Source organism: Vibrio jasicida CAIM 1864 = LMG 25398, from assembly GCF_000400365.1.
GTDB lineage: Bacteria > Pseudomonadota > Gammaproteobacteria > Enterobacterales > Vibrionaceae > Vibrio > Vibrio jasicida.
Genome location: NZ_BAOG01000003.1, coordinates 29,090 through 41,232, shown reverse-complemented (window position 1 = coordinate 41,232; position 12,143 = coordinate 29,090). Strand labels below are relative to the sequence as shown.

At 45.1% G+C, this 12,143-nt stretch carries 9 protein-coding genes; 5 read left to right on the top strand and 4 right to left on the bottom strand.

The features are described from left to right. Positions 1–82 precede the first annotated feature (82 nt). From VJL_RS00300 to VJL_RS00290, 3 genes are all read left to right on the top strand, one after another. On the top strand, positions 83–595 hold the full coding sequence (locus tag VJL_RS00300; RefSeq protein WP_005442243.1) for a hypothetical protein: 513 nt from the start codon (positions 83–85) through the stop codon (positions 593–595). A 121-nt stretch (positions 596–716) separates the two neighbouring features. Continuing rightward, the gene (gene panP, locus VJL_RS00295; protein ID WP_038874619.1) at positions 717–2,363 is read left to right on the top strand and encodes a pyridoxal-dependent aspartate 1-decarboxylase PanP; all 1,647 of its coding nucleotides are present in this window, start codon (positions 717–719) and stop codon (positions 2,361–2,363) included. Positions 2,364–2,673: 310 nt separating this feature from the next. Next, positions 2,674–3,528, top strand: coding sequence for a MurR/RpiR family transcriptional regulator (locus VJL_RS00290; RefSeq protein ID WP_038868710.1), 855 nt, complete (start codon positions 2,674–2,676; stop codon positions 3,526–3,528). Positions 3,529–3,594: 66 nt separating this feature from the next. Here VJL_RS00290 and VJL_RS00285 read toward each other — a convergent pair whose 3' ends face one another. Next, positions 3,595–4,833 (bottom strand): iron-containing alcohol dehydrogenase, encoded by a 1,239-nt coding sequence (locus VJL_RS00285; protein WP_038874616.1) that lies wholly within the window; start codon positions 4,831–4,833, stop codon positions 3,595–3,597. 359 nt (positions 4,834–5,192) lie between these two features. Here VJL_RS00285 and VJL_RS00280 point away from each other — a divergent pair, with 359 nt between their 5' ends. Together VJL_RS00280 and VJL_RS00275 are read left to right on the top strand one after the other, a co-directional pair. Further along, complete coding sequence (locus VJL_RS00280) at positions 5,193–5,459, top strand: GrxA family glutaredoxin (protein ID WP_005428550.1); 267 nt, start codon at positions 5,193–5,195, stop codon at positions 5,457–5,459. A gap of 182 nt (positions 5,460–5,641) precedes the next feature. Next, complete coding sequence (locus VJL_RS00275; RefSeq protein ID WP_038868712.1) at positions 5,642–7,324, top strand: aspartate:alanine antiporter; 1,683 nt, start codon at positions 5,642–5,644, stop codon at positions 7,322–7,324. A 104-nt stretch (positions 7,325–7,428) separates the two neighbouring features. Here VJL_RS00275 and fabV read toward each other — a convergent pair whose 3' ends face one another. The 3 genes from fabV to psrA form a co-directional block, all read right to left on the bottom strand. Next, positions 7,429–8,631 carry an enoyl-ACP reductase FabV gene (fabV, locus tag VJL_RS00270; protein WP_038874615.1) on the bottom strand — a complete coding sequence of 401 codons (1,203 nt, stop codon included), beginning with the start codon at positions 8,629–8,631 and terminating at the stop codon, positions 7,429–7,431. Between the two features lie 180 nt (positions 8,632–8,811). Continuing rightward, a complete protein-coding gene (locus VJL_RS00265; protein WP_038874613.1) occupies positions 8,812–11,097 on the bottom strand; it encodes an acyl-CoA dehydrogenase in 2,286 nt (761 codons plus the stop codon). A 69-nt stretch (positions 11,098–11,166) separates the two neighbouring features. After that, the gene (psrA, locus tag VJL_RS00260) at positions 11,167–11,793 is read right to left on the bottom strand and encodes a TetR family transcriptional repressor PsrA (protein ID WP_038868716.1); all 627 of its coding nucleotides are present in this window, start codon (positions 11,791–11,793) and stop codon (positions 11,167–11,169) included. Between the last annotated feature and the right edge of the window lie 350 nt (positions 11,794–12,143).

Below are 12,143 nucleotides of genomic sequence, written 5' to 3'. Positions count from 1 at the left end.
TAACTCTTGGATCGGTAATCAGTGACAGGCAAGGCATATGTCTATTGGGGTTACAAAGGGAATACAACCAAAAGGAATAATAATGAAACGCTTTGTCGTTGCGGCGCTCCTCGCTACAAGCTCAACTTTTACTTTTGCTGCTGATCAGCAATGTCTTGCAACTAAATACGATGGCTACATTGATGCTTCCCTACAGTGGTATCAAGATCTCGTAGACCTAACCGTGACTCAATACCCTGACTTAAACGAAGTTAGCCAATGGTTCTTAGAAGGCCGTAAACACCACTTCGAACTCAACCGTGAAGCAGTACATTATTTTCTAGAAAACGATCCAAGCCGAGTAGCAACAGAGCAACCGGTTGAAGCATGGTTGAAGCTAGAACAACACGATGTGAAGCAACTGGCGACACGCAGTGATGCCCTAGGTGAAGCGGCGAAGAAAACCTTCAGCGATCGTCAATCTGCTAACCATCCAAAGAACTACGACCTACGCTCAGCGTTTGCTGACTTGCTAAGCCATCCAAAACAGATCGATTCTGCGCTTAACAAGTATAATCAATCAATTGCTAAGATTGAAAAGCAGAAGTGTGAGTAAGACCCCGCCTAAAGTTTCATTTCAGCAACATGGGTTTCAATAATTAAAACGGGACTTTGCGCCCGTTTTGGTTTAGATTGTGCCGCTCGCATTACCAAAATAACTACAAAGATTCTTTGCTATGGTTAAGGAACAAAAAACCGCTGACGTTAGCTTCGAGAGCTTGTTAAAGATCTTCACGATTCCTGAAGGTCCAGATTCCACGTTGACGAAAATTGATGAAAGTCTTTCCCAAAACTTAAATCAATTCCTTCGTGAACACATCGTGGCAGAAGAAAAGCCTTTACGTGAAATCGAGAAAGACTTTTCTTCTGCTCAGATTCCTGAGCAACCTGAGTTTGTATCAGACCATACCGAGCACCTTTTAGATACCTTAGTATCTCACTCGGTTCACACCTCTGCACCAAGCTTTATTGGTCACATGACTTCTGCCCTGCCGTATTTTTTAATGCCGCTGTCGAAAATCATGATTGCCTTAAACCAAAACTTGGTGAAGATTGAGACCTCAAAAGCTTTCACTCCACTAGAGCGTCAAGTGCTAGGCATGCTACACAGTCTTATCTACGGTCAGGACGAAAAGTTCTACCGTAAGTGGATGCACAGCGCCAAACATTCTCTAGGTGCATTTTGTTCTGGCGGTACCATTGCCAACATTACTGCGCTTTGGGTTGCTCGCAACAAAGCATTGAAAGCAGATGGTGCATTCAAAGGTGTAGAAAAGGAAGGCCTTTTCAAAGCGATGAAGCACTATGGCTACGAAGGTCTTGCGATCTTGGTATCAGAGCGTGGCCACTATTCACTTAAGAAAGCCGCCGATGTCCTTGGTTTAGGCCAAGATGGCTTAGTTGCCGTCAAGACAGATGCAAACAACCGTATTGTTGTCGATGACCTTAAGGCAAAAATCACGGAGCTTGAAGCACAAAACATTAAACCGATCGCTGTTGTTGGTGTTGCAGGTACGACCGAAACGGGTAGCGTAGACCCCCTAGCCCAAATTGCCGAAGTTTGTGCACAGCATAATTGCCACTTCCACGTGGATGCAGCTTGGGGTGGTGCGACACTAATGTCGAACAATCATCGTCATCTACTCGGTGGCGTTGAGCTTGCTGATTCAGTCACGATTGACGCGCACAAACAACTGTACATTCCTATGGGTGCAGGCATGGTTCTGTTTAAAGATCCTGATGCAATGAAATCCATCGAGCATCACGCACAGTACATACTGCGTAAAGGCTCGAAAGATCTTGGCAGCCATACGCTTGAAGGCTCTCGTTCTGGAATGGCGATGCTAGTTTACGCAGCCATGCACATCATTAGCCGCCCAGGTTACGAACTGCTTATCGATCAGAGTATTGCAAAAGCGCGCTATTTCGCCGATCTCATCAAGCAACAAGAAGATTTTGAACTGGTCTCTGAGCCTGAACTTTGTTTATTGACCTATCGCTATTTACCAACTCACCTACGAGCAGCACTGGAAAAGGCACAGGGCACGCAAAAAGAAAAATTGAACGAACTGATCAACCAGCTCACTCAATTTATTCAGAAGCGCCAACGCGAAACTGGTAAATCCTTTGTCTCTCGTACTAGGCTGAATCCAGACCAATGGCAACGTATGAATACCATCGTATTTCGTGTTGTGCTGGCGAACCCTCTAACTACGAACGACATATTGAATGCCGTTCTTGATGAGCAACGTGAAATTGCTCAACAAGCACCAAGCTTGATGGCTAAGATTGAAGAAACTGTCGAAGACATTCTCAATTCTTGAGCGCCAATGTGAGTTACATCAAATTGAAAATTTCTTTCTTTTTGGTGTAACTCAAACATCATTATTGTGCCACTAGAGCAACATACCTTCGATCCCACATCCAATTCTGTAGTTTTTACAACATTTTGTTTGAGGCTTGTCAAATTCTCACGAAATAGTAACCGTATTTGTTTTAGCCAGATAAAGGATCGGGTTTATACTGAATTTATGGCGCTGGTCGTTTTCGTTAACGCCCCTCTCGACCGAGAAACTTTGTGTTTCTACCCGTTAACAGAGCCAGCGAGTTGTTCTCTATACCCTCGTGAACACTATGAATACATTAGAAAAAATCCAAAAAAACCTGGAGAATTTCAGTAAGTCAGAGCGCAAAGTTGCGGAAGTAATTATGGCGTCTCCACAAACTGCAATTCATTCAAGCATTGCAACGTTAGCGAAAATGGCTGACGTGAGTGAGCCAACTGTTAACCGTTTCTGTCGACGTCTGGATACCAAAGGTTTCCCAGACTTTAAATTGCACCTTGCGCAAAGCCTTGCCAATGGTACGCCTTATGTAAACCGTAACGTTGAAGAAGACGACGGGCCTGATGCCTACACCCACAAGATTTTTGAATCGACAATGGCGTGTTTGGACGTAGCGAAGAATAGCCTTGACGCGATGCAAGTGAATCGTGCCGTGGATCTTCTTACTCAGGCAAAGCGTATCTCATTCTTTGGTCTTGGCGCTTCTTCTGCGGTTGCGCGGGATGCACAAAACAAATTTATTCGCTTTAACATCCCAATTACTTGCTTCGAAGACATTGTAATGCAACGTATGAGCTGCATTAACTGCAGTGACAACGACGTAATTGTTTTGATTTCTCATACCGGACGAACCAAGAGCCAAGTTGAGATTGCAAACCTTGCTCGTGAAAACGGCGCGACGGTTATTGCCATCACAGCAAAAGACTCACCACTAGAGAAAGCGAGTTCATTGGCTATCACGCTAGATGTACCTGAAGACACAGACGTATACATGCCAATGGCGAGTCGTGTGGTTCAAATGACAGTCATCGATGTGTTAGCAACGGGCTTTACGCTACGCCGCGGTACTGGTTTCCGTGAGAACTTGAAGCGAGTAAAAGACGCGCTGAAAGACAGCCGCTACGACAAGCTAAGTCAGTACTAATAGAGATACGAAGGGGAGCTTAATTGCTCCCCTTTTTTGTACAGATAACCGCATTCGCTATCTCAGTCAATCGTTGACACTAGAGAGATCTGAGTGTGATTCAAGAATTTCAACTGAACTAGCATGAAGCTTGCTTTCTTCCATGCATTCCCCGCTACAATCGCACACTTGACGTAAGATATAGACTAATCGGTCTTGATTGAGCGGAAGAGGGTTTCCTTTAATAGCAACGGACATGAGGGCGTCATCGGCCACTTGTTCAAAAGAGGTTTGGCAAACCCCAAACTTACCAAGATGAGGCAACTCAAGTTTATCGAGCACCATTTTCACCCATAGCACACCGTCATGTTCATTAGCATTCGTTCTATCCGTGACAAGTTGTGCCAACCTCCTATAGCGACTGATCACATCCGCTCTGCCCGCTTGCTTTGCTGCCTTTATGTTCTCTTGCATTACGTGCGGCGCCAACCTTGCAGTAATCACACTATGGGGAGCATCTAACTTTCCGCCTAATGCCGAAGCTAAACCATGCGCAGCACCTAGTTTAGCATTAGTGATCGCCATACCTCCCAACAAGGCTGCGAAAGACAAATCTGATCTCGCCTTATGATTATCTTGCTTACAACCAGCTATGACAGAGCGGCTTAGCCGTCTGAGCCCCTCTTCGCACACCATGTCAGTTAAAGGGTTAGGGTCACCGCAGACATACGCTTCCATCAAATGAGTGAAAGCATCCATCGCTCCCCTTCCAGATGTGTATTGATCCGTACCATAAGTTAAGGTGGGATCCACAATAGCGACATCCGCTAACATCTCCGGACTGCGTAAACTAACCTTGACTTGGTCTTGCCCAGATTTGAGCACTGCGTTACGAGTCACTTCGGAACCTGTGCTTGCCGTGGTAGGGATAGCAATAAAATGAATCGGGTTGGTTTTTAGTGGGACGTTTCGACCAACAACTTCAACGTAGTCATACACATCCCCTTGATTTGGGATAATAGCAGCGAGCGCTTTCCCCATATCAATGACACTGCCCCCGCCAATCGCAATGACCATGTCTGGTTGAAACTTGCGCCCAAGCACGGCAGTTTCTTCCACCATGGTGATATTGGGTTCACCATTGATGGCGACGTGTTGATAGCGCATGTTCTGCGCTTTTAGATAATTAATGATAGGTGTGGCTCGTTGCGTGTCTTTACCAGTGACCAGTAAAACGCTATAGCCAAATTGATTGATTACAGACAGCGAAGATTGGAGCGCTCCCTCGCCGAAGATAATCCGTGTCGCAGTCATAAACTGAAACATACACTTCCTCCCCAAAACAACAACTCACACTAGATTGCTATGCTTTGCGCAAAAAAAAGTTGACCGAGTGCACCTTGCCGCCATTAACCCTTCAAAATGTGTGTTTTTATGCGTCACTTCACAGAGTTAGCTAAGCCCAAAGATCGATTAACTTTTGTTCTAAAAGTGACTTTTCTTGGCTTTAAGCTTAGTGCGTGTTTAGTTTTTATACGATAGATTTCGCCTATCGAAACAAGAGGCATTTGCTGCTTTATTTCCGGTTCTGGATCGGGCATAGTTGTCCCAACATACGAGAGCGAATCGCAGCATTGACGTTTTCGTTCGCTTTCAATAAGAATAGATTTAGGAGAAATAAGATTATGTTCGTAGTTATCTTTGGTCGCCCTGCATGTCCTTTCTGTGTACGTGCTAAAGAGCACGCTGAAACACTTAAGGCAAAACGTGATGATTTCAACTACCGTTACGTAGACATCCACGCTGAAGGGATTTCTAAAGCTGACCTAGAGAAAACAGTTGGTAAGCCAGTAGAAACTGTTCCTCAAATCTTCATCGACCAAACGCACATCGGTGGTTGTGATGACTTTGAAGCTTACGCAAAAGAGCACCTAGGTCTATTCGACGAGTAATTCGAATAACTGAATTTTTAAAAGCCGCTAGTAGCGGCTTTTTTATTATGTATTCAAAATGTTATTCCCTTACGTCAAGTAATAGTAAAACCTAAAAAAATTCACTTATCTTTTTGCTATATTTAGTTACAATTCGCAATTCTTAATCTTTTTCTTTGGCACACACTTTACCGAGCCACACAGTGAACATAGACGTCGTACATCTTCTTGAACAAAACCCCATTCTTCTAATCTTCGTCGTATTAGCAATTGGTCTTGCCATTGGCAAAATTCGCTTTGGAAAGCTGCAGTTAGGCAACTCTATTGGCGTGCTCATTACCTCGCTTATCATGGGACACCTCGGCTTCTCATTTAACGCAGAAGCGCTAACGATTGGCTTTATGCTGTTTATCTACTGTGTAGGTATCGAAGCTGGGCCTAACTTCTTCGGTATCTTCTTCCGAGATGGTAAGCATTACTTCATTTTGAGCATGACCGTGTTGGTCTCGGCTGTCGGCTTAACTTATTTCTGTAGCCATTATATGGGCCTAGATTTTGGCTTATCTGCCGGTATGATGGCGGGAGCCCTTACCGCAACGCCTGTTCTGGTAGGTGCACAAGATGCATTAAACTCTGGTCTTGCTACCATTCCGCGTAACATGGATTTTTCTCTCGTATTAGAAAATCTATCGGTTGGTTATGCCATGGCTTATCTGGTCGGTTTGATCAGCATGATCATGTTTGCCAAACTGCTGCCTAAATTGCAAAAACAAAACCTATCCGACTCAGCTCAACAAATCGCACAAGAACGCGGCTTAGGGAGTTCTAGTCAAAGAAAGGTGTATTTACCCATTATCCGTGCGTACCGTGTTGGCCCTGAGCTGATTGACTGGACAGATGGTAAGAACCTTCGTGAGTTGGGCATTTACCGCCAGACGGGTTGTTACATAGAACGTATTCGTCGTAACGGCATTCTTGCCCACCCAGACGGTGATGCAATCCTGCAAGAAGGTGACGAAATCGCACTAGTAGGCTTCCCAGACAGCCATGCGCGTCTTGACCCTAGCTTCCGCAACGGTAAAGAAGTATTCGACCGAAACCTGCTTGACCTTCGAATAGTCGAAGAAGAGATCGTGGTTAAGAGCGATGCCATTGCAGGCAAACGCTTGTCTGATTTGAACCTATCTGAATTCGGCTGTTTCTTAAACCGCGTAGTGCGTGCTCAAATTGAAATGCCGATGGATTTAGACATTGTTCTCGCTAAAGGTGATGTCCTTCAGGTGAGTGGTGAAAAGAGCCGTGTACATGGTCTCGCTGAGAAAATCGGTTTCATCTCGATCCACAGCCAAATGGCAGATTTACTCGCGTTTTGTAGCTTCTTTATTCTGGGCATTATGTTTGGCTTGGTGACCATGACGTTTGGTCAAGTGTCATTCAGCTTAGGTAACGCAGTCGGCCTATTACTATCAGGCATCACGCTGGGCTTCCTACGAGCAAACCACCCTACTTTCGGTTATGTTCCGCAAGGGGCGTTAAATATGGTCAAAGATTTAGGTTTGATGTTCTTTATGGTCGGAATAGGCTTAAGTGCTGGTGGCAAGATGTTCGAGCACTTGACTCAAGTTGGTCCACAGATCATTGGTTTAGCATTTATTGTAAGCGTAGTGCCGGTTGTTCTTGCATATCTAGTTGGCGCTTACGTGCTTAAGATGAACCGTGCCCTACTCTTTGGTGCTATTATCGGAGCTCGTACGTGTGCTCCAGCAATGGACGTAGTGAACGAATACGCTAAGTCGACAATTCCTGCGCTTGGTTACGCAGGTACGTACGCGATAGCCAATATCTTGATGACCTTAGCTGGTACCATTCTGATTATTCTGAGTTAATCACAATGAATGAGCGTTACAGATCAGTTAGCGCTCCTTATTCAAAGATTCTAGACAGAAAAAAGGCGCTCATTGAGCGCCTTTTTCAATTCCGCTAGAAACGATTAGATTTGTGTGAAATCTGTTTCTACTGCTGGGTTCACGTCTGCTTCGTAATCCACACCGTCAACACCAAAGCCGAATAGCTTCAAGAACTCTTCTTTGTACTCAACGTAGTCAGTTAGCTCTTTTAGGTTTTCAGACGTGATCTGTGGCCATAGGTCACGACAGTGTTGTTGGATGTCTTCACGCAGTTCCCAATCATCCAGACGTAGGCGGTTCACTTCATCTACTTCTGCAGCGCTGCCGTCTTCTTTGTAAAGACGTTGACTGAACATGCGGAAGATTTGTTCCATACAACCTTCATGTACGCCTTCTTCGCGCATTTTCTTGAATACCATTGCGATATATAGAGGCATTACAGGAATTGCAGAACTTGCTTGAGTCACAACAGACTTAAGTACCGCTACGTTTGCGCTACCGCCAGTTGCAGACAGTTTCTCGTTCAGTGCTGCTGATGCACGATCTAGGTCCATTTTCGCTTTACCTAGAGCGCCATCCCAGTAGATCGGCCAAGTTAGCTCAGTACCGATGTAGCTGTATGCGACTGTTTTACAGCCATCTGCTAGCACGCCAGCTTCTGATAGTGCATTAATCCATAGTTCCCAATCTTCACCGCCCATTACGGTTACTGTGTCTTGGATTTCTTGCTCAGTAGCAGGCTCTACGCTTGCTTCGATGATGACGTCTTTATTGGTATCAACAGCGGTCGACGTGTAAGTTTCACCGATAGGCTTAAGTGCTGAACGAATCAGTTCACCCGTTTCTGGCATTTTACGTACTGGAGAAGCCAGTGAGTAAACCACCATATCTACCTGACCAAGGTCTTCTTTGATCAGATCGATTGTTTTCTGTTTTGCTTCATTTGAGAACGCGTCACCGTTTAGGCTTTTCGCGTATAGACCCTCTTCACGAGCTAGCTTTTCAAATGCAACAGAGTTGTAAAAACCTGCTGTACCTGGCTTCTTCTCCGTGCCTTCTTTTTCGAAGAAAACACCGATAGTTGAAGCACCGCCACCAAATGCCGCAGCGATACGAGAAGATAGGCCGTAGCCACTTGATGCACCCACAACGAGAACGCGTTTTGGAGCGTTTTTAATTGGGCCTTGTGCTTTAGTGTAAGCAATTTGTTCTTTTACGTTAGCTTCACAACCCACTGGGTGCGTAGTAGTACAGATAAATCCACGAATTCTAGGTTTGATGATCATATTCAACTTCCTTTAAAAAACGTTGCTAGGATAAAAGGTTCAGCCCTACTTCGCACCTAATTTCTGTAAAAATGCTGCGAAAATGCAAGTGGTTGGAGCACTCACAGCATCATTTATGACCGATAGAAACAAATAAGCACCTCGGCTGAGGTGCTTATTTCGAACATTTTAGTGTGGACGTTATGCCGCTGAATTCAAATGCGATTTTTTCGTCGTCACATTAGTACGAACTTCTGAGAAGTCATGGCTAAAGTGGTCAACTTGAATTGCTTTGTAACGCAGCTTATCCGCCGCCATAATTTGATCTATTTCTTGCTCAGTTAACACATCCTCTTCAAACGCTTGCTGTAGGCGGTCATGTAATAGACCTTTGCGTGCAACTTTGCCATCTTTAGCCGCCTTCATCAGTTTGCGCTCTAATGGCTTAACGTCATACATCGCTAAAAATGCACGCTCCATCAAACCCACACTGTCGTCTTCGTCTTTACCGATGTAACAAAGGTGCGTCAGACGGTCACGCTGAGCGCCTGGGGTCATCATAGCCTCTGCCAGACCTACACACAGTTCATCACTCGGTGCTTTGAAGTGATTACCAAGTGGGAATAACAAGCCTTTCAGGACACCACCTACGTATTTCACAGGGAAGTTTGAGTACGCTTCATTCAGTGACTTAGACGCATTGTATAAGCAGTACTGTACCGCGTAATGGACAAAGTTTAGATCACCCTGTTGTCGACCTTCATCTTCGTACTTCTTCAACGCGGCTGATGCCATATAGAGGTAACTTAGGCCATCACCCAAACGAGCAGAGATCATCTCTTTACGTTTTAAATCACCGCCAAGCGTCAGCATCGCAAAGTCAGCACTTACGGCTAGCGCACGGCTTAGACGAGTAATGTCCTTGTAATATTGCTGCGTAGGGCCGCTCATGTGCGCCTTAACAAAACGAGAACCAGTTAGCGCTGCGCCAAGTGCGCCAAAGGTGTTACCCGTGGCATGTTTAATGTGCTTAAACAGCAGATCATCAAACTCTTTCGCACCTTCTTTCGAATCTGGGTTGGCCGCTGCTTCCATCTCTTTCAGTACGTATGGATGACAACGTGTCGCACCTTGACCGAAAATCATTAGGTTGCGAGTCAAAATATTTGCACCTTCGACGGTGATAGCAACAGGAATGCCTAGATAATGTTTCGCTAGGTAGTTCATTGGACCATCTTGAATCGCGCGTCCCGCATGGATATCGAAAGAATCGTTCAGGATAGTACGGGCCATTTCCGTCATGTGGTATTTAGCAATAGCTGTCACGATGCCTGGTTTCTCTTTCATATCAAGAGACGTCGTCGTCAGAGTACGTGTTGCTTCAAGTAGATAAGTTAAACCACCAATGCGTCCCATCGCCTCAGCGACACCTTCAAATTTACCGATGGACATACCAAACTGTTTACGGACATATGCGTAAGCGCCTGTGGTTCGTGTGGTAAGGTGACCGATCGCGGTGCCGAGCGCAGGAAGGGAAATACCACGTCCTGCCGACAAACATTCCACCAACATACGCCAACCTTTACCCGCGTACTCTGAGCCACCAATTAGCCAGTCCATAGGAATGAACACATCGTTACCACGTGTTGGACCGTTCATAAACGCAGAACCGAGCGGATCGTGACGCTCACCAATTTCCACACCTTCGTGATCAGCAGGAATCAATGCACAGGTAATACCCACATCTTTCTTGTCGCCAAGCAGGCCATCTGGGTCTTGAAGTTTGAATGCGAGACCAAGAACAGTCGCAACAGGTGCTAGGGTAATATAACGCTTGTTCCAACTAACACGGATACCAAGAACTTCTTCACCCTCGTGCGTGCCGTAACAAACTACGCCTTGGTCTGGAATACCGCCTGCATCTGAGCCAGCTTCAGGGCCGGTTAAGGCAAAACATGGAATATCCGTACCGTCAGCGAGACGTGGTAGCCAGTAGTCTTTTTGCTCTTGAGTACCATAGTGAGAAAGTAGCTCACCTGGGCCAAGAGAGTTTGGCACCATGACTGATACGGCCGCGCTGATACTTCGTGTGGCAATACGAGATACGATGGTTGAGTTTGCAAGTGCAGAAAACTCTCGGCCGCCGTATTCTTTCGAAATGATCAGGGAGAAGAAACGCTCTTTACGTAAGAACTCCCAGACTTCAGGTGGTAGATCACGGTCATCTTTTACGATCTGCTGATCGTTTAGCATTTCAAGTAACATCTCAAGTTCATTGTCCATGAAGGCTTGTTCTTCAGACGTCAGTGCTGGTTTTGGGTAGTGATGAAGCGTTGTAAAGTTAGGCTTGCCAGAAAACAACTCGGCATCCCACCATACACTACCGGCTTCCATTGCCTCTTTTTCCGTACTCGACAATGGTGGCAGTACTTTCTTAAACATTTTAAATGCTGGGTCACTAATCCATTTTCTTCGTAGAGAGCTCATAGTTCAGATCCTTTTGTTCACATTACCGCTCGCGGCTTTCACTTTTCTTTTTTATTGATTTAATTAGGTTTACTTGGCGGACATTCCTGCCGACAGGTATGGAATCAGTAGGTCGACGACAGACTTCGCATCGACGTCTTTTTGGAATTTACTTTCCGCAATTTCCGTTAGCGCTTGACTAGATGCCATGGTGAAAACACAAGTTCCAAGGGTAAAGTGTAATCGCCAAAACAGCTGTTCTTCTGTTAGTTCAGGGTTTGCTTTGCCTATGGAGAACATAAACAACTTCAGCACTTCGTCATATCTGGTGCTGATAAACCAGCGCAAGTGCCCCTGCACATCGGTGTAACCTCGCCCTATCAACAACATAAACAAGGCAGTACCGTTTGGTCGCACATCATTTAACGCCCGTAAGGGTAAGCGCAACGATTCGAATACCTCATCCATGTTGTAATCGTCACGGGTGTTTAGCTCTATCAGAGATGTTTTAATGCTCGGCATTAACGCTTCTAAATAGCGGTCTAAAACGGCTCTAACGAGCGTCTTTTTATCGCCAAAATGGTAGTTTACCGAAGCAAGGTTTACGTTCGCCTTACCAGTAATGGTTCTTAGTGATGTGTCATTGAAGCCGTATTCTGCAAATAGTCCTTCTGCTACATCGAGTATTTTTTCTTTTGTTGTACTTCTCGGGGCCATTTCAATCACTCGTATTAAACAACTGTTTGAAAATATACTCCCGAAACGACAGATTAACAAACGATTAACATCACATTTTCAAGCATTGGTCTGACCAGAGATAGAAAGTGCAGGCGTAAAGGAATGAATTTAAAGCGAATATTATTTTGTGAAAAAAACTTCTAAAAAAAATGGAACTGAATGGAATTAGCTCGGTCTGAATTACTGTAACAACTAGGGCATTTAAAGTTTTTCAGGCCGTCAAACTTGTTTCTTTCTGGTTGTTACATTGCTGCTTTTTCTTATTAACTCCTATGTTTGTATCCGCCCAGATAAATTTTCTTCTGGGCTTTTTTTCGTCTGTCGTTCCC

Excerpts from the sequence above, each read along its gene's own strand:
- VJL_RS00285 (WP_038874616.1), bottom strand. The coding sequence starts at position 4,833 with ATGTTTCAGTTTATGACTGCGACACGGATTATCTTCGGCGAGGGAGCG.
- fabV (WP_038874615.1), bottom strand. The coding sequence starts at position 8,631 with ATGATCATCAAACCTAGAATTCGTGGATTTATCTGTACTACTACGCAC.
- VJL_RS00265 (WP_038874613.1), bottom strand. The coding sequence starts at position 11,097 with ATGAGCTCTCTACGAAGAAAATGGATTAGTGACCCAGCATTTAAAATG.
- VJL_RS00300 (WP_005442243.1), top strand. The coding sequence starts at position 83 with ATGAAACGCTTTGTCGTTGCGGCGCTCCTCGCTACAAGCTCAACTTTT.
- psrA (WP_038868716.1), bottom strand. The coding sequence starts at position 11,793 with ATGGCCCCGAGAAGTACAACAAAAGAAAAAATACTCGATGTAGCAGAA.
- VJL_RS00280 (WP_005428550.1), top strand. The coding sequence starts at position 5,193 with ATGTTCGTAGTTATCTTTGGTCGCCCTGCATGTCCTTTCTGTGTACGT.
- VJL_RS00290 (WP_038868710.1), top strand. The coding sequence starts at position 2,674 with ATGAATACATTAGAAAAAATCCAAAAAAACCTGGAGAATTTCAGTAAG.
- panP (WP_038874619.1), top strand. The coding sequence starts at position 717 with ATGGTTAAGGAACAAAAAACCGCTGACGTTAGCTTCGAGAGCTTGTTA.